This is a genomic window from Calditrichota bacterium (assembly GCA_013152715.1).
Classification (GTDB): Bacteria; Zhuqueibacterota; Zhuqueibacteria; order Thermofontimicrobiales; family Thermofontimicrobiaceae; genus 4484-87.
In genome coordinates, this window is the sequence record JAADFU010000125.1 from 37244 (window position 1) to 56575 (window position 19332).

Consider the following 19332-nt stretch of genomic DNA (forward strand, 5'->3'; position numbering starts at 1 on the left):
AGTCGCGGATTTGCTTATTTTTATCTGTGATACTGGTCAAATCCGCGTGCCGTAAAAAAAATTAGAGGAAAAACCTACATGATCAAAACAATCATTTCCTTGCAATTGTGCACATTGTTTTTTGTTTTGATTTTTCCAGGGAAAGCAAAGTCCCAACACGAAAATCAATACAAATACTACCCAGTTTCAGACAAGCTGGTCGCGGAGAAACTCGAACAATGGCAGGATGCGAAATTTGGCTTGTTGATGCACTGGGGAACTTACAGCCAATGGGGAATAGTTGAGTCGTGGTCGATTTGTCCGGAAGATTACGGCTGGTGCGCAAGGAAAAAAGGCTCGAATCCGCAGAACTATTTTGAGTACAAAAAAGAATACGAAGCTTTGATCAAAACTTTTAATCCGACAAAATTCAATCCGGAAAAATGGGCGCAGGCTGCCAAAGACGCGGGCATGAAATATGTCGTTTTTACGACCAAACATCACGACGGGTTTTGTCTCTGGGACACAAAAGAGACAGATTACAAAATTACAGGAAAGGACTGTCCTTTTCACAACGATCCGCGCGCCGACGTGACAAAAGAAATTTTCAACGCTTTCCGCGACCAGGACTTTATGATCGGCGCATACTTTTCCAAACCGGACTGGCACAGTCCATTTTATTGGGCTCCCTATTTCCCGCCGCTGGATCGCAACGTAAATTATGACCCGGTGCTCTATCCTGAAAAATGGGAAAAATTTGTGCAATTCACGCACAACCAAATTTTGGAGTTGATGACAAACTACGGCAAAATCGATATTTTGTGGCTCGACGGCGGTTGGGTCGCGAAACAGAGCAAAGAGGAGATCAGAAAATATTACGAAAGAGCAGCCCAAAAAACAAAATCCGGTTTTTTAAAACAGCGCATCGTGAATCAGGATATTCGTATGGACGAGTTGGTGAAAAAAGCGCGCGAGAAACAGCCGGGACTGATTGTTGTTGACCGTGCCGTTCCTGGCCCCAATCAGAATTATTTGACACCGGAAAATGTCGTACCGCCCAAACCCATTCCTTATCCCTGGGAATCGTGCATCATCTCCGGCGGCGGCTGGTCTTACACTCCGAATGCAAAATATAAATCAGCCCGCGAACTTGTGCATTTACTGGTCGACATTGTCGCTAAGGGCGGAAATTTGCTGCTCAACATCGCTCCCGGTCCTGACGGAACTTGGCAGGCCGGCGCCTACAAAATGCTCGCAGGAATGAGCTCGTGGATGAAAGTGAACAGCGAAGCAATTTACGGAACGCGCGTCGTTGCGCCCTACAAGGACGGGAATGTCTGCTTCACAAAAAAGAAGAATAAAAACATCGTTTACGCGATTTATCTACCGAAAGATGACGAGTCTGCGCCGCCGGCAAGGATTCATATAAAAAATATTCATCCGGCGGACAAAGCGGCAATTTTTCTGCTCGGTGTTAGGGAAAAGCTGACCTGGAAAAAAGTCGGTACTGGCTTCGTCGTGGAAATTCCCCAGTCGATTCGAAAAAATCCGCCGTGCGAGCAGGCCTGGGTTTTGAAATTTAAAATCTGAAGGTGAGAAGTTGGGCGCCATTTCAAAGATAACGCACAGTTGCGAAAAAACATTCCCTGCAAAAGTAACTTTTTCCTGATTTCCTCGTTAATAATACTAACTCTCTGGCGATACAACAAAATTTCCTTGACATCCATCGAAAAAATTTGTTAATTACAAACGCTGGAATGTGAAAAATTTGTAATAATTAAAAAAAATAGAGGTGTGAAACGATGGATGTTTTGATTATCGGCGGGACGCGATTTTTGGGGAAATATTTGACGGAGGCTTTGCTCAAAGGAAATCAAAATGTAACTTTGCTTAATCGCGGCACGCGTCGCAACATTTTTCCTTTTTACGAGGACGTGGAATGGTTGATTTGCGACAGACAGGATGCGGATAAATTTCGTTCTTTGCTAAAAAATCGCCAGTTTGACGTGGTCATTGACACCAGCGCTTATTTTCCGTCAGATGCAGAACAGGTAGTAGAAATTTTTCGCGACAAGATCGCAAAATACATTTTTACCAGTTCCATGGCGGTTGCTCTGACAAAAGAATTTCGCGAACGCCAGCTCATGCCGATTCCCAATCGGAGACTTTTTGACACCGAACCGGGAAATAGCTACGCGTACAATAAAACGCTGATTGAAGAATACCTCACGGAACAATTTGACAAAAACGGATTTCCTTTTGTGTCGCTACGGCCGGCGGAAATTATGGGCCCCGGCGAAATGCGCGAATGGTATTACATCGACCGTCTCAAGCACGGCAGAGAAAAAATTCTCATTCCCGGTTCCGGCGAAAATCTTTTCCAGCCGGTTTACATCGATGATTTAGTACAGGCATTCTTGCTGGCGATTGTGAAAGAAAACGGCGTGGGAAAATGTTACAACATTGCCGGCGCAGAGGCTATCGGTCTCAATCAGTTCATTCGTTTGATTGCTGCGGCAATGGAAGAACGAGTAAAAATAATTAACATTCCTCATTCGATTTTTCGCGATTTGGTTTCGATAACATATTATTTTCCTTATGTTTACAAATACTCATTCGTAACCGACATCGAAAAAGCCAGACAGGAATTGGGCTATCAACCGGAAGTCGGGATTCGTCAGAGCATTCGGAAAATTTTAGCAAGCTGGCGTAAAGATTACACGCCAAAAGTGTCGCCGTTCAGCCCGAGAGGTGAATACGAATTGATGAGTTACGATCTGGAAGATATTTTCATCTCTGCCTGGGAATTGGAAACGAGTGAGTTGAAAGATCGGTTGCGTCAAAAATTGTTGGACAAAGGGTTGCTCATTTAATACAAATTTTTCCGCCAATTAAGGAGGATGCGATGCGCACAAAAATTATCTGCCTGATTGCGGTGTTGTTTTTTTCAACGCTACAGCTTTCAGCGCAGGACTTTCAATCCATTGAACGAAAAGTTGATGTCCCCAAAAATAAAACACTCAAACTGGTAATTCAAATCGACGCCGGAAAGGTTTTTGTCGAAAAACACAATCATTCGGCGCAGATAAGAATTGCCGGACGGATCAACAAAAAATTTGACGACCTGGAAATCGATTTTAATAAGAAAGACAATGAATTATCTGTTGCTCTCGATCATGACAAGTGGCTGAAATCGACTAAAGATGAACAGTCTTCCACAGTTAAAATTTACCTGCCGGATGATATCGCTATTGAATTTTCCAGCGAAATGAAAGCCGGCAAAATCGACCTTGACGTCGGCGGATTGTCTCTGAAAAATTTCGAATTGCAAACCACCGCCGGCGAAGTCAACGTCGATTTCGCTGAGGCAAATCGTATCGCCATGGAATTCCTCGACATTGACGTAAAAATCGGCTCCGCGAAATTGCAGCATCTGGGAAACGCGCGCTTTGAAGACGGTCGAATCAACGGCGGCATTGGCGAGTTGCAAATTGATTTTCGCGGTCAAGGAGGCAAATCCGCTCATGCGGACATCGACCTGGACATGGGCACCACCAAAGTCATTTTACCTCGCGACGTCGGGATCAAATTGCGCAGCACTACTTTTGGTTTTTTGACCAATCAAAACATCAGCCATGAGTTTGAAAAGCGCGGGCGCTATTATTTCAGTCAAAATTACGACGAGCAAACTCGGACGCTTTCGCTGGCAATTCACAGCGGCGTCGGCGAATTGAATGTTCTTTTTCGATAAATTATCGGGAGAAAAGCCATGAAGAAAATTATCATTCTGATCGCTGTTTCACTGCTGTCGACAGCAGTATTTGCCAGGGAAAAAGCGACACAAACCGAGCAAAAAACTTTTGCCATCGAGGCGGGTGCTGCCATTTCCATTTCCAACGAGGACGGGAATATCGAAGTCGATAGCTGGGACAAATCGGATATTCAAATTTCCTGGACAAAAATTGCCTACGGCAAAAGCAAGGAGATGGCTGAGAAAATACTCAAAGATACTGAGATCGACATTTTTCATTCGCTGCACACGCTGCGCGTAAAAGTCATCGAGCCCAGGCAGGAAAGGAATTTCAGCTTTTGGGATCTTTTCGACCCCGATACCTGGGCCAATTTCCCTCACTCGCCAGTGGTACATTTTCGTTTAATTGTTCCGCGGGATGTGAAATTAAACCTGACGACCGACGAAGGAAAAATCGCGGTGAAAAATTGCAGCGGCTCGCTAACCGCTCAAGTGGACGAGGGCGATATTGACTGCGAAAATATTTCCGCCGAAAACATAAAACTGGTTAGCGACGAAGGCCACGTCACCTGTTCCGGTCTGAAAGCGACCGACGGAAAAATCACAATACGCACCGACGAGGGCGATATTCGCCTTGAGAATTCCTTTTCCGATCGGGCGTCCATTAAATGCGACGAAGGCAAAATTTACTGCGCTGAATTTTACGCCCGCCGCGCCACGATGACAACGGACGAGGGAAATATCGAAATCTCGCTCGCTGAAAGAAAATTTGATTCCTACCGCCTGTACACAGACGAAGGAAATGTTACCATCTACTTTCCCGACGCTATTGGCTGTGAATTTGATATGAAAACGGAGGAAGGAAGAATCCGAAACGACTTCGGTTTAAAAATTTCCAAAATCGAAGACGGCCAACGGTGCCGACAAAGCATCGGCTCCCGACCAACGGCGCAAATGATTGTCAGCGTGTCGGAAGGGAATATTTATTTGCGGAAAAAGTGATTGCAACCGGTTGGTTTCTAATTTTCAAAGATAGGCATCAAAACTAAAAAATCTCTTTTTTGAATAAAAGTATCGGACAATTTTCATGGGAACACCAGATGTACCCACCTAAAAGGTGGACCACATCTCGCTGCGTTTCGGTCGTTTGAGTTTCGTGCCCGACGGGAATTTAGATACTGGCATTTGGAATTTTTGCAGAATTTGGAGGAAAATCATGAATACACCCACAAACAAAACAACCCCGGAAGTAACAGTCAATATCGCCAAATGGGTCAACGAAGGCTGGGACCTGGTTTTTGCAAATTTTTGGGAATTTATTATCATCACCATCATTTACGTGGTCGTCGTTCTCGCGGCCTCATCCACGCTGTTGCTGAAATTTCTTTTCGCCGGGCCTTTGACCGTAGGCATTTACTATGTCATTTTTCAAAAAATGCGCGGCAAGCCCATGCAAATCGGAGACATCAGCCGCGGATTCAATTTTTTTGTCGCCGCCGTTCTCGCTGATTTGTTAATTTCGGTTTTCGTCTCGGTGGGATTTATTTTTCTTATCATTCCCGGAATCGTGCTGTCGGCGCTGTACATGTTCGCTTTTCCGCTAATTCTTGAAAAAAATCTGGATTTCTGGCAGGCGATGGAGACCAGTCGCAAAACAGTGCAGGCAAATATTTTTGAATTCAGCGTGTTCATGTTTTTGCTGTACATTCTTTTGTTTGTCGGATTGCTGCTACTCGGCGTCGGTTTTTTGATTGCATTGCCGATTACTTTTGCCGCAACAGCGGCGGCTTATCGGGATGTTTTTGGGTTGGAGTAATTTCAGATGAAAGTTAATGCCCGCAATTGATTTTTCCTCTTTGCGGGCTTATTTTATTTCTCACTCAAAAAATTTAGTTTCTTGCCTCTCGCTTTCCAGAGGAAATAAACCGGAACACCCAGCGCTAAAAATCCCAGACCGACCAGCGATTCCAACGGCTTTTCTGCCACAATGACGAACAAAAACCACAATTCAATAACGATGAAAACCAATGGTGTGAACGGATACCCCGGCGTGCGGAATTTTGGCTTTTTGGATTTCATTTTTTTGCGGAACACAAAAATCGACACGGCAGTGAGCGCAAAAAAGATGGCATCGGTAAAGACAACGTAGGAAATCAGATTTTCAAAAGTTCCCCAGAACAAAATCAGCACAATCGCCCACACCGATTGGAAAATGATGGCAAAGGCGGGCGTGCGAAACCTCGGATGAACCTCGGCGACTTTGGGGAAGAAAATTCCGTCTCTCGCCATGGCAAAATAGATGCGCGGCGCCGTCAGCGTGTAAATTCCGGCAGTGCCAAAAGTGGAAATGAAAATGGCCAGTGCAATCAAGCCGCCGCCGGCATGGCCGAGCACGCGCTCGACAGCGTCGGCTGCCACATGTCCGGACGCAGCAATTTCAGCAGGCGAAAGCAAAAACAGGTAGGCGACGTTAGTCAATAAGTAAATTCCCGTGACCACGATGGCGCCGACAATCATCGCCCGGGCCACGTCACGGCGCGGATTTTTTGCTTCTCCGGCGGCAAAAGTGACATGCTGCCAGCCGCCGCAGGACCAGATCACTCCGACCATTGCTACCGCCAATGCAACGAATAGTTGCGATGGCGACTGTGTTGATATGAGAGAAAAATTTGTCGTGGACGCGGAGCCCATTCCGAAACCGACAGCGATCAATCCCACAATGCCGATAATTTTCAACACTGTAAATAAATCGGAAAAAATCGCCCCGGCTTTGACGCCGATGACATTGATTGTCGTGAGAAGAAAAATGCCGCCAATCGCGGCTAATTTCAGTCCTGTGCCATTCAGCGGTACGAAATAGCTGAAATAGGTGGAAAATGCGATACTCAACGCGGCGATTCCGCCGGTATTGACTACAAAAAAGTAAACCCAACCGTACAAAAATCCAAACAAACCTCCGTAAGCCTTGACAAGATAGACGTAAACGCCGCCTGCTTGCGGCATCATGCTCGCTAATTCTGCATAGGTCAGCGCACCCGTTAGCGCCATGACGCCGCCGAGTACCCAGGCGAAAAGTATCCACGCCGGAGAAGGAAGCGCTTTGGCGATGAGCGACGGCGTCAAAAAAATTCCGGACCCAATCACTGAACCAATGGCGATCATCGTCAGATCAAAGAACGTTAAATCTCGTTTCAGTCGCCCCATTCCATCCTCTCGACTTTTTTCAAAATAGCAAATTTTCGGCTCTGTCTTAAGTTGGCAAAAAAGAACAGGGGAAATTTACTATCTTGAAAGACGAAATATTTCGTGTTTTCATCGGAGCAGCTATAAATTTCTCCCACAGCATTTTTTGTATTTTTTTCCGCTGCCACAGGGACAGGGGTCGTTTCTGCCGACTTTAGGCGTTTCGCGGTGATAAGTTTCCACTTTTGTTAAGCCGGGAAGTCCGTCTGATGCGGACATTTCCGCCGGCGTTTTGCCATCGAACATCGGGCGAGGCGTTTGCATCCATTGCTGTTGCAATTCGTCGATTTTTTTCGGATCGTTTATCGCGGTCATGTCTATTCCCTGCTCCTGGCACCAGAGAGCAAAATCGCTCAAAATTTTGCCCTGATCGCCCTGCAACATCGTTTCCATCTGTTTGAGCATGCCGGAGTCCAGTTTTTCACCGGTCATCTGTTCCAGCGCCGGAGCGATTTCCTTCAAGTCGATGTCGCCGAAGTCGATTTTCTCCTGAGGAGTAGACTGGTCAATGGCAGAGACGCTGGGCTCGCTAATTACTTCAACTTCTTCGGCTGTTTCTTCTGGCTCTTCTTCAGGGGCGACGTATTCACGAATTCCGGACAGAATTTTCACGGCTTTTTCGCGATCGAGATCAGCATCGTCCCGCTGCAACTGTTCGACAATCCAACTCACTTCTTCGCCGTCTTCCAACAGTTCCACAATATCGTCGGCTTCGAATTTTTTAATGGAAAATTGGTTGCAAAATTGCGCGAGGTCGGATTTTAACTGTTCCAGAGTTGGCTTCGCTTCCGGCAAATTCTGCAGGTTCATAATTTTTCCTCTTCAATAATTCCCAATTCCGGTGATTCATCTTCATCATTTTTGAGCATAAAAATGCCCAGCAAAATAGCGCCGATGGTGATTAAAATATCCGCCACGTTGAACACCGGCCAGCTCCATTTGTTAAAATAGTGCAAATGAATAAAATCGATCACATAGCCGCGCATGATGCGTTCAGAAATATTTCCGATGGCGCCCGAGAGAATGAACATCAACGCAATCAGCGGGAACAAAGTTCCTTTGCGAAATTTCCAGATAAGAGAAATAAGAAAAATCATGGCGATTGAAGAAAGTCCGTAAATCAACCATTGCCGTATGCCAGTGTCCACAGATTGTAACATGCTGAAAGCGATAGCGGTATTTTCCGTGTAGTGCAATTCCAGATAGTTTTTGACGAGCTGAATCGGCGGCGCGTGATGCAGGTGAGATTTGGCTAACCATTTGGAGGACAAATCACAACTGGCTAAAAAGATTACAAACAGACTTAATATCAATATTCTCAGCTTGGGTCGAATCCTTGTTTGAATCATGTTTTTTCCCTGTTCTATAACATTTAATGCAAATTAATGATCTAAATTACTAAAAATTTTCCCAAAAATCAAGAGTTCATTTTGCCATTTTTCCTTTGTTAATGAAACCCTTTTCCCGATCGTTCAATTTTGAATTGCAATTCATGAGCCTGATTCATGCTCCCTTATTCGACCTGAAGAAAGCCCATCATGTCATTTTTTTTACCGAATTTCCTGCAAATCAATTTTTGACTTGCAAAAAACATTTGTTTTTCTTATGTTCTATGTGTTAAAAAATTTGAGGAGGAGTCGGAATGCGTAAACGTTTTCTGTTATTTTTCAGTGTTATTCTTTCTATTTCTTTTCTTTTCAATTTCCAAAATCTCTGGGGTCAAAAAAAGAAGCTCACTTATCAGCAGGTTTATCAACGCGGCGAGCCGCGATTGTTGGGATCGTTGCCGAGTATTCGCGGATGGGCGGACGATGCGCATTATTTGAAATACGATCGCGCCGATCGCAAAAAAGGTGTCTCCGCACGATTGGTGAAAGTCGATGTCAAAACGGGCAAGGACTCAGTCTTTTTCGATTACGGAAAATATAAAGACAAACTGCCGCGGGGATATTCCTTGCAAGGGGCTTCAGTGCACACAGATGATTACACTGGTTTTATTTTTCAACGGAAAAATGATTTGTACTATTTTTCAACAAAAACTGGCAAATTTCGTCAGTTGACTGACAATCCGGCAGCGGAGAAAAATCCGAAATTGTCGCCGGACGGAAAATGGGTCGCTTTCACGAGAGAGCACAATTTGTTCGCCATCGATTTGGAGACCGGGCTGGAACATCAGCTTACCGCCGACGGCTCGGATGTGGTTTACAATGGCTGGTCTTCCTGGGTTTATTACGAAGAAATTTTGGGACGCCCGACGCGCTATGCCGCTTTTTGGTGGTCGCCGAACAGCGAAATGATCGCTTTTTTGCGTTTTGACGACAGTCCTGTGCCGGAGTTTCCGCTGTTCCGCGCCGATGGCGTTCACGGCTCGCTGGAAATGGAGCATTATCCCAAGGCCGGCGATCCCAATCCTGATGTGAAATTGGGCATTGTTAATTTGAAAGACAAAAAAACAGTTTGGGTTGACTCGCGCGGAGATTCGGAGCAGTACATTGCTTGGCCTTTCTGGACGCCGAACAGCAAGAAGTTGTTTTTTCAGTGGATGAATCGGGGGCAGAATGAGATTCGAATTTATTCGGCAAATCCGGAAAGCGGGAAAATCACGCCAATTTATTCGGAAAAGCAATCGACGTGGGTAGAGTGGTTTGAAAATATTTATTTTTTCAAGGACAACAGCGGCTTTTTGCTCAGAACGGCAAAGGACGGCTGGTCTCATCTTTACTATTTTGACATGCTCGGACATTTGAAAAGGCGTCTCACAAAAGGGGAATTTACTGTCACGAGAATTTCTTTGGTGGACGAGGCAAACAAACGAATATTTTTCACCAGGACGCTCGGGAATAATCTGGAAACGCATCTTTATTGCGTTGGTTTGAACGGCAAAAATTTAAAACGGCTCACGAAGGCAAAGGGGACGCACCGCGTGAATGTTTCTCCGGGCGGGAGCTATTTCATTGACACGTACAGCAATATTGCCCAGCCGTCAAAAATGGAACTGTTTGATACCAACGGCAACTCGCTGAAACTTTTCGGGGATCGAAAATTGCCGATCATGGATGAGTACGATTTGGCAAAAACCGAACTGTTCACCATTCCCTCCGGCGATGGCTACGATTTGCCGGCGATGTGGTATTTGCCGCCTGATTTTGATAAAAATAAAAAATATCCTGTAATCATCAGCATTTACGGCGGGCCTGGCATGGGAACGGTCGCTGACAGATTTCCCTATTGGCTGGGCAACTATTTTCTCGCGCAAAACGGCATCATTGTCATGGCGGTAGATCACCGCGGTTCGGGACATTTTGGCAAAAAAGGCGAGTGGCTCATGTACAGAAATTTAGGCAAATGGGAAATGCACGACTACATTGCTGCTGTGAAATGGCTGCGCCAGAAATCTTTCATCGATTCGACGCGCATCGGAATCACCGGCGGCAGTTACGGCGGCTACGTCACGTGCATGGCACTGACTTACGGCGCGGATTATTTCACTCACGGAGTCGCACAATATTCTGTGACGGACTGGCGGCTGTACGATTCCATTTACACGGAGCGGTACATGGACACGCCCGAGGAAAATCCCGAAGGTTACAAATTCGGCTCTGTGCTCACGCACGCGGACAAATACAAAGGACATTTGCTGATCACGCACGGCACTATGGATGACAACGTACACATGCAGAACACTATTCAGTTCATTAATTTGCTGGAAAATATGAACAAAGATTTTGAGTTGATGATTTATCCCGGCGCCAGACACGGAGTTGGCGGAATGAAGCGCAATCACGCCAGTAGGGAAGCGTTGCAGTTTTGGTTTCGGAATTTTTTGGGGAAAGAATTGGAGATCCCTGCGGAGTAATTACGCAAGCTGTGTTCCACCTTTAGGGTGGGGTACAGCTTTGATTTTGACGATTTTATCCTGACGAATAAGCTGTACTCCACTTGATAGGTGGAGCACAGCTTTGGTTTAATACATATCATTAAACGCTAACTGCGCTTCGACGACAGCGTTGCGCATCAAATCTTCGGCTTTGGCAGTTTCTCTGTTTTGCAAGTAATTCATCAGTTCCGGATAATCCATTTCCTGTGCTGCTTTTTCGCAGGCTTCCCAGCTTAAAATACTCCGCACGACGCGGTCAACCGCCTGATCCGCGTTATCGTAAGCGCGAGGCTGCATATCGTGGCCTTTCCAGCGCGCGTAGCCGGCTTGCTGAATGAGCCCGGCGATGGTGATATTCATGCCGTTGATTCGGGCGCCGTGATCGATGTCGTATTTTCCCGGTCCGCCTAAAATGATGCCGTCGTTGTAGCCCTGACTGTTGAGATGCATGTGTACCATGGCATCATTGTCCAATTCTTCGACGGTGTCATAAATATGATCCAGCCCGATCATTTCCGAATGTCCAAATTCTTTGTTGACGCCTTTTTTCTTGCGGCTGGTGCCGAACTCTTCTTCCAATTTTCGCCAGAATAAGATCGCGCTCGCCACTGTGGGAATGAGCATCGCCGGATGGCCTTCGTTGGGTTTGGGTTCGAATCCAATGTACAATTTTCCGCCTTTTTTCTCTTCCCATTGACACAGGGAGGCGACGCTCTGTTTGAGATTGTTGTACATTTCGCGAATGCCGACAGTGGCAATGTCGTAGCCGTAGGATCCGTTCCATAGCACAAGTGTCGGGGCCAATTCTTCGTTCGGATGCCAGGCTTTTTTCAATGGCCCGTAGGCAATTTCCACGGTTTTCTGACCCAACTTTTCGGTCGCTTTTCTTTCTTTTTTGTCCAGCGAGGCGATGCCGCCGTAGGCAAAATGTGTGTGCGCACCGGGAGTAATCATTGCCAAATAGATGCCTGTCTCGCTCAGGGCATCGGCGACCGCTGCTGCATTTTCTTCATTGACTTCGGCGTCGTAATGCACTTCAAATCCCAACACGACGTGTTCCGGCAATCGCGGCACAATTTTGCTTTTTATCAAGCGAATAACTTCTTCAGTGGGAAGATTGGCCGCCGACCATTCGGGTCTGATGTCGGCTGGGACAAATCCGCCTTTTCCCGCATTAAATGTCCAACGACAAATACTGTGAAATGATTTCTCTTCTGCCATGTCTTTCTCCAACAGTTTTAATCCGTGACTCGAAAAAAATATATGCTTCTCCCATTAAATTTTTCGAATATCGTGAGCACAAAAATAACCAGTAAAATGAATAAAAGCAAGTAAATTTATCATTAATTTGAAAAATCTGCCCGAATTTTAATACGCGCAGCGAGGGTAATTTGATGAATTTTGCAAGATCATTTTATTTTTGTTTTGCGTTTTGAATTCAGATTTTGGAAGATTGTACAATTTATTCTTTTGATTTAATTTGAGACTTTGCCCTTGAAATTTTCCAATACTTCAAAGACGGATAAGTCAAAATTTTATTTTCTTGAGATTGCTTTTGGAAAATCAAAAAATTGGCAGTCTGACGAATCGGAACGGCGGACATCGTCGCGTGGAAAGGCAAAATAATTTTCAAAGTTGTCATTTCTCAAAATAGACACGCGCGGCTAATCGAAAGCTTGTGTGCCTGCTCGGGACGAAATTAGCTTGTCGGGAAAGAGATGATAAATTTTGTGCCGTCTTCCCGCTTTATTTCTATCTTTCCTTGAATCTGGTCGACGAGCGTGTGAATGAGCGACATGCCCAGAGAATCAGATTCCTCGCCCTTAATATCATCCGGCAAACCGACTCCGTCGTCTTTGACGGACAACGTGACCATGTTCGTTTTTACGTCCAATGTCGCTGAAATGTGAAGGTTGCCGTTGTCTTTGTTTGGAAATGCGTGCTTCAAAGAATTCGACACGATTTCATTCAACAACAGCCCGAGAGAAATCGCGCGGTCGATCTCTAAATGGATCTTATCAGCTTGAATATGTGGAGTGACTTTTTCTGTTTGAGAATAGCTGTTAATCAATTCCCTGACGATTGTATGAATGTATTCGTGAAAGTCAATTTTAGCAAAATTTTTAGATTTGTACAGCCGCTCATGTACCAGGGCCATGGAACGAATGCGATTGCGATTGAGGCGAAAAATTTCCGCGGTTTTGCGGTCAGATATTTTTTTCGATTGCAGATAAAGCAAACTCATAACGACCTGGAGGTTGTTTTTTACGCGGTGGTGAATTTCTTTTAGCAAAAGTTCTTTCTCTTCAACGGAGCGCCGCAGTTGCATCTCTGCTTTGCGGCGTTGCGTCACGTCCCAAACAATGCCGCCGGTAATGGAAGTCGTCTCGTCTAATTGAATGGGAAACTGAATGGTGTGGTAAATGCGCTCGTTGCCATTTTTGTCAGGAAGAGTTATCTCTTTCTCGGAGGTATCTGTGTTTGCGGCGGCATCGGGAGCGGATTGAAAAGATTTGGCAAAGGAGTCATTTTTCAGCGCCTCCGGCGATTGGTTCAACCATTGATCTGCGCCAAAATTGCGGATCAGAAATTGATTGGCGAAAGTAAAAAGGCCGTCCTGATTTTTGATGAAAACGCCCGCCGGCAGATGCGCCATGAAGGCTTGAAAACGGGTTTCGCTTTTTTTGATGTCGCGTCTGCTTTTGAGAGCGTATCGCAGAATATAACCGGTCGCCAACGCTAAAACTAATCCCCAAAAAAGCGCGATGAAATTGGCGCGGTAATAGCCAGGATTCAGGATTTTAGCCGATGGCGAGACGCACAATTTCCATGTTTTGTCCACAATGCGCAGAGGAGTCTCGGCGCGAAATTTTTCTGACATTTTTTCGAGATCGGGTGGATGGCGATAAATGAGCAGGCCGCTGTTTTCGTAAATGGAAAAGCGGAATTTGTCACGCAGCGATTTCTCGCTGAAACATTGGTTGACAAGCGTGTCGATCACAAAAACGCCGTTGATGAATCCGGCTAAATTTTTTTGTGAATCGTAAATGGGGAAATAGGCGGCAAATCCGCGCCCCCCTTGCAGCAAATCAATCGCCGGCGTGCGAATCAATTTTCCGGTGTGCGCTGCTTTAAGGATCGCATCGGACACTCCCGGACTGGGGTGGTGGAGAAGGTTTTTATCGAGCGCCGCTTCGTTTCCTTTCACAGGAACGATTCGGCGAATGGTGTAATCTCTGTCAACCCAGTTGATCGCCTGGAATCCGGGATAGAGATCAATGAATTTTTTTACGTCGGCGGCATATTTTTGAGGATTGTCTTTATATTCAAAATACCATTTCCCTCCTAAATGGTGCACGACCGAAAGTCTGGTGTTGATCCATGATTCCAATCGGGTTTTCATTTGTTCAGCAGTTACACGTGTCATTGCGCGAAGGCGATTATCTTCGGAGTTTCTGGCAAGCAGCCATAAAGTGACAATGATCGCAGCGATGAAAATGGTCAGTACAGAGGCAAAAGCTGTTTCGCGGCTCAGCTTTATTTTTTGTTTTGATTTTAGCTGACTTTCATTCATAAGTGGACCCTGTGTTGTTTAAAAATTCCAGTCGGGAAATTTATTGCATTGAAAAAAACATGCTGATAACTTTCAAAATATTAAAGGGCAAAAAGAATATTAGTCATTATTATAAAAAAGTAAATTGAAAATGTCAATATTAAAATGAAAAATTTTAAAAACGTCATAATTTGAAAAAATGAACACGCTTGTGGCGTTTAATGTTTCTTTGAAACAATATGTGTTTGGAATCGTTAATATTGCTGTAAGTTTTTCAATTAAAAGATAACCGTAAATAAAAATTCGGAGGATTTATGAAACAAAGAACCGTTCTGTTGTTGTTCGTTTTGCTTTTTGTTCCTCTGCTTCTATTTGCAACGGATGAAGCCAGGCTGCTCCGTTTTCCGGCAATTCACGGCAATCAAATCGTTTTCACTTACGCTGGTGATTTGTACACTGTTCCCGCAGACGGCGGAATAGCTCGAAAGCTCACCACGCATGTGGGCATGGAACTTTTTCCACGATTTTCTCCTGACGGCAAATACATTGCTTTTACGGGACAGTACGACGGAAACACAGAAGTTTATCTCATGCCCGCGGAAGGCGGCGTACCCAAAAGATTGACTTACACGGCAACACTGGGACGCGATGATGTTTCTGATCGCATGGGGCCCAATAATATCGTGATGGGCTGGAAACGTAACGGCAAAGAGATTGTTTTTCGTTCCCGCATGAAATCCTGGAACTCGTTCAACGGCGAGCTTTTTCTCGTATCGACCGACGGGTCGATGCCGGAGCAAATTCCTGTCATTCGTGGCGGTTTTTGCTCATTTTCGCCTGATGATCAAAAAATGGCCTATAATAGAATATTTCGTGAATTCCGCACCTGGAAACGTTACCGCGGTGGCATGGCCGACGATGTCTGGATTTTTGATTTTAACACGAAAAAAATCGAAAACGTCACGAACAACAAGGCGCAGGACATCATTCCCATGTGGTACGGAAATAAGATTTACTTCCTTTCCGACCGTGGCGACTACCAGCGTATGAATCTCTACGTTTACGATTTGACCACGAAACAAACGAAACAATTAACCAATTTCACTGATTTTGATATTAAGTTTCCTTCTCTCGGAGACAATGCCATTGTTTTTGAATATGGCGGTTACATTTACAAATTTGATCTGGCGACAGAAAAAGCAAAAAAAGTACCTGTTTTCATTGATGAAGATATGGCGAAGAGCCGCACCGAATTGAAGAACGTGAGTAAAAATATCACGAATTACGAAATTTCTCCGGACGGAAAACGCGCTCTTTTCGGCGCGCGCGGCGATGTTTTTACTGTTCCTGCCGAACATGGCCCGACAAGAAATTTGACGCAGACGCCGGGAATTCACGACCGCGATTCCAAATGGTCGCCCGACGGCAAGTGGATCGCCTACATTTCCGATGCGACCGGCGAGGACGAAATTTACATTGTTCCGCAAGACGGCAGCGGGAAAGCCACTCAGGTGACAACTGGCGGTGAAACTTACAAATATTCAATTTACTGGTCTCCGGACAGCAAAAAAATTCTCTGGTCGGATCGCCGGCAACGGCTGCGCTACGTGGATATTAGCTCGAAAACAATTTCGGAAGTGGCGCATTCGCCGGTGTGGGAAATTCGCGAGTACGCTTGGTCTCCGGACAGCAAGTGGATCACCTACACGCTTCCCGAAGAAAAAACTATGAATCGCATTTACATTTATTCGCTGAAGACAAAAAAATCTGTTCCGGTAACCGACGGCTGGTACAGTTCAGGCGCTCCGGCATTCAGCTCTGACGGCAAATATTTGTTTTTCACTTCAAATCGCGACTTCAATCCAACTTACAGTTGGACGGAGTGGAACCACATTTACCAGGACATGGCGCGCGTCTATTTTCTCACGTTGAATAAGTCAGTGGAAAATCCTTTCAAGCCGAAAAGCGATGAAGTAACCATCAAGAAAGAAACTTCCAAAACAAAAAAATCTGACAAAGCAAAGAAAAATGACAAGAAAAAACCCGAATCTGTGACGGTGAAAATCGATTTTGACGGCATCATGGAGCGGATTATTGCGTTGCCGATCAAGCCGGCTGGCTACAGATCGATTGCTGCCATTGGCAATAAAGTTTATTACATGCGCCACGGCAGCAAAGATAACGGCAGCTTGCTGATGTTGTACGATCTGGAAAAACAGAAAGAAACGCAACTGGGAAAAATCGGCGGTTACGAAATTTCCGCGGATCACAAAAAAATGATCGTTTCTCAGAATCGCTCTTACGCAATCATTAATTTGCCGACGGGGAAAATCAAAATCGACAAAAAACTCAACCTGTCTGACATGCAGGTGAAATTGAACAAGAAAAAAGAATGGGTGCAAATTTTCAACGAATGCTGGCGCCAGATGCGCGAGTATTTTTACGCGCCAAACATGAATGGTGTGGATTGGAAAGGCATTCATGACAAATACCGACCGCTGGTCGATCACGTCAATCATCGCGTGGATTTGACGTACATCATCGGCGAAATGATCGGAGAGTTGAGTTCCGGGCATACGTACGTTGGCGGCGGAGATTACACCAAAGCCAAACGCGTGAAAATGGGCCTCCTTGGCGCGCAGATTGTCCGCGATGAGAAATCCGGATTTTACCAGATTAAGAAAATTTTGCGCGGTCAAAATTGGGACCGTTCGCTGCGATCTCCGCTGACAGAAGTCGGCGTCGATGTGTCCGACGGCGATTTTATCCTCGCCGTGAATGGCAAGTCAACAAAGGAAATGAATAATTTTTACACCTCGTTAGTGAATACCGTCGGCAAGCAAGTGACGTTGACGGTGAACAGCAAGCCAACTGTCACTGGCAGCAAAAAGATCGTGGTGAAACCGATTGGCAATGAGCTGGAATTGTACTATTTCAACTGGGTGCAAAATAATATCGAAAAAGTGAACAAAGCGACTGGCGGAAAAGTAGGCTACATCCACGTTCCCGACATGGGCGTGCACGGCTTGAACGAGTTTGTCAAATATTACTACCCGCAACTGAAGAAAAAAGCCCTGATCATCGACGTCCGCGGCAACGGCGGCGGCAATGTGTCGCCGATGTTGATCGAGCGGTTGCGTCGGGAAATTGTCATGATCGATATTGCGCGCAACGGCGTTCCGGAAGTCGATCCCTCCGGCATGTTGTGGGGACCGAAGGTGTGTCTGATCGACGAATTTTCCGCTTCGGACGGCGATCTTTTCTCTTATCGTTTCAAAAAGCACAAATTGGGCAAACTGATCGGAAAACGCACCTGGGGCGGTGTCGTTGGTATTCGCGGCACTTTACCGTTACTCGACGGCGGGACGTTGAATAAGCCGGAATTTTCGCGTTACGGTCTGGACGGAAAAACCTGGATCATCGAGGGCCACGGAGTTGATCCGGACATTTACGTGGACAATGATCCGTATCAGGAATTCATGGGCAACGACGCTCAACTCAATCGGGCGATCGAGGAAATCAAGAATGAACTGAAAACGCAGGAAAAAACCATCCCGCCAAAGCCGCCTTATCCGGACAAAGCGCCGAAAAAGGTGAGATAGCTTTAGTTCGCTGGAGGTTGAAAACAAAAACGCGCATTTCCAATCATATCCAAGCGCGCGGTTTTTCAATAAACAAGATTTTGCTCAAAAAAAAAGAGCTCCCATTGCGTTCAATTTTTCGCTGGGAGTTCTTTTTTGCTAAAGGATATCGCCAGAGCGTTCGGATTAAGGATCCGTCCTCTGCAAAGAATCCTTTTCTCGCTCAAGCCTGCTTATCTGCTCATTACGCGGATTTCTTTTCCGTCAAGCGTAATGAACTGTTTCATCAAATTTACCGTCAAACAAGAATGCGTCGGCAACACGGCTACCAAATCGCCGATGTTGGTTTTTTGGAAGAAATCATCATTGGTTTTGACGATGCCGTGTTCTTGTGACAGTGACGACACATAGCGGTCAGGATTAATTTTTCCCCAGCCATCCTTGTTCAATTCGACGACGTATCCGAAAATTCTTCGCCCTGAATTGTCGAAGACGTTTTCTTTGGAAAGATGAATTCCGCCGCCGAATATCACTAATTCTCCGCGATCCTCATGTTTGGCGACGACGGGACACGCCAGCGCCACGGCAATTTGTTCTTCAGAGCAGGAGCCCAATAGCCATTGGCTGACGTCGAAAAACACAAAATTTCCCGGACGAATTTCATCCACGCCGAAAAAGGCTTCCGCAATGCTGCAGCCTGGCGTATCGCCGACGGAAATTTGCACTTTCTCGAAAGCAAAGCGTCTCAGTAAATCAGCGCAAGCCTGCATTCGTTCCTTTGTCTCTTGAAAAATTTTCCGGATTTCATCTCGGGAGCGAGCATGGTAAGTATGCCCGGCGTGAGTCAGCAATCCGGCAAATTTCAATTTTTCGCTGGTGCGGATTTGCTCGGCTAAATTCTTCAAGCGCCGATGGCTGTCCCAGGGAATGCCGGTGCGATGGTAACCGACGTCGATTTTGATCCAGACTGAGACCGAGGATTGCAATTTTTGTTGAAGAAATGCCACCGTTTCCGGCGACTCGACGAGCAAATTCAGTTTGATTTGAGGCGCCAGTTCATTGAAGCCAGCGATCTCGCGAATATTGGCCGGGAAAGCAATAGTGATATCATCCCAGCCATGTGCGGCAAAATATTGCGCCATCTCCACCGACGACACTGTGATTTCTTTTGTCCCATGTTGTCGAAACCACTCGCCAACTTCTGCGGATTGATGCGTTTTGAAATGAGGACGAAATCTGACACCGCTTTTTTTTGCCTTCTCCGCCATTTGACGAATGTTTGCCGCGGCTCTTATTTGATCCAGAAGAAGAGTTGGTTTGTGAATGCGCTGAAAAATTTCTCTCATAA

The 19332-nt window shown here is 45.7% G+C and carries 13 protein-coding genes; 7 read left to right on the forward strand and 6 right to left on the reverse strand.

Annotated features, from left to right (window positions below; translation table 11 throughout):
* Positions 1 to 78: 78 nt before the first annotated feature.
* From GXO74_10105 to GXO74_10125, 5 genes are all read left to right on the forward strand, one after another.
* On the forward strand, positions 79 to 1569 hold the full coding sequence (locus tag GXO74_10105) for an alpha-L-fucosidase (protein ID NOZ62021.1): 1491 nt from the start codon (positions 79 to 81) through the stop codon (positions 1567 to 1569).
* 212 nt (positions 1570 to 1781) lie between these two features.
* On the forward strand, positions 1782 to 2852 hold the full coding sequence (locus GXO74_10110) for an NAD-dependent epimerase/dehydratase family protein (protein ID NOZ62022.1): 1071 nt from the start codon (positions 1782 to 1784) through the stop codon (positions 2850 to 2852).
* A gap of 32 nt (positions 2853 to 2884) precedes the next feature.
* On the forward strand, positions 2885 to 3730 hold the full coding sequence (locus GXO74_10115; GenBank protein ID NOZ62023.1) for a DUF4097 family beta strand repeat protein: 846 nt from the start codon (positions 2885 to 2887) through the stop codon (positions 3728 to 3730).
* An 18-nt stretch (positions 3731 to 3748) separates the two neighbouring features.
* Positions 3749 to 4732 carry a DUF4097 domain-containing protein gene (locus GXO74_10120; protein ID NOZ62024.1) on the forward strand — a complete coding sequence of 328 codons (984 nt, stop codon included), beginning with the start codon at positions 3749 to 3751 and terminating at the stop codon, positions 4730 to 4732.
* A gap of 214 nt (positions 4733 to 4946) precedes the next feature.
* A complete protein-coding gene (locus GXO74_10125) occupies positions 4947 to 5546 on the forward strand; it encodes a hypothetical protein (GenBank protein ID NOZ62025.1) in 600 nt (199 codons plus the stop codon).
* A gap of 53 nt (positions 5547 to 5599) precedes the next feature.
* Here the strand turns inward: GXO74_10125 and GXO74_10130 are convergent, their stop codons facing one another.
* The 3 genes from GXO74_10130 to lspA form a co-directional block, all read right to left on the reverse strand.
* Entirely contained in the window at positions 5600 to 6934 is a 1335-nt protein-coding gene (locus GXO74_10130) for an amino acid permease (protein NOZ62026.1), read from the reverse strand.
* A gap of 120 nt (positions 6935 to 7054) precedes the next feature.
* Positions 7055 to 7237: a hypothetical protein gene (locus tag GXO74_10135; GenBank protein NOZ62027.1), complete on the reverse strand. Its 183-nt coding sequence runs from the start codon at positions 7235 to 7237 to the stop codon at positions 7055 to 7057.
* Positions 7238 to 7779: 542 nt separating this feature from the next.
* On the reverse strand, positions 7780 to 8322 hold the full coding sequence (gene lspA, locus GXO74_10140) for a signal peptidase II (protein NOZ62028.1): 543 nt from the start codon (positions 8320 to 8322) through the stop codon (positions 7780 to 7782).
* Between the two features lie 293 nt (positions 8323 to 8615).
* On the opposite strand from lspA, the gene GXO74_10145 reads away from it, so the two are divergent.
* A complete protein-coding gene (locus GXO74_10145) occupies positions 8616 to 10829 on the forward strand; it encodes a prolyl oligopeptidase family serine peptidase (protein ID NOZ62029.1) in 2214 nt (737 codons plus the stop codon).
* Between the two features lie 108 nt (positions 10830 to 10937).
* Here the strand turns inward: GXO74_10145 and GXO74_10150 are convergent, their stop codons facing one another.
* Complete coding sequence (locus GXO74_10150; protein ID NOZ62030.1) at positions 10938 to 12071, reverse strand: xylose isomerase; 1134 nt, start codon at positions 12069 to 12071, stop codon at positions 10938 to 10940.
* A 478-nt stretch (positions 12072 to 12549) separates the two neighbouring features.
* Positions 12550 to 14424, reverse strand: a complete 1875-nt coding sequence (locus tag GXO74_10155) for a PAS domain-containing protein (GenBank protein ID NOZ62031.1) — start codon at positions 14422 to 14424, stop codon at positions 12550 to 12552.
* 293 nt (positions 14425 to 14717) lie between these two features.
* On the opposite strand from GXO74_10155, the gene GXO74_10160 reads away from it, so the two are divergent.
* Positions 14718 to 18005 (forward strand): protease, encoded by a 3288-nt coding sequence (locus GXO74_10160; GenBank protein NOZ62032.1) that lies wholly within the window; start codon positions 14718 to 14720, stop codon positions 18003 to 18005.
* Positions 18006 to 18217: 212 nt separating this feature from the next.
* Here GXO74_10160 and GXO74_10165 read toward each other — a convergent pair whose 3' ends face one another.
* The gene (locus GXO74_10165; GenBank protein ID NOZ62033.1) at positions 18218 to 19330 is read right to left on the reverse strand and encodes an alanine racemase; all 1113 of its coding nucleotides are present in this window, start codon (positions 19328 to 19330) and stop codon (positions 18218 to 18220) included.
* Positions 19331 to 19332: the final 2 nt, after the last annotated feature.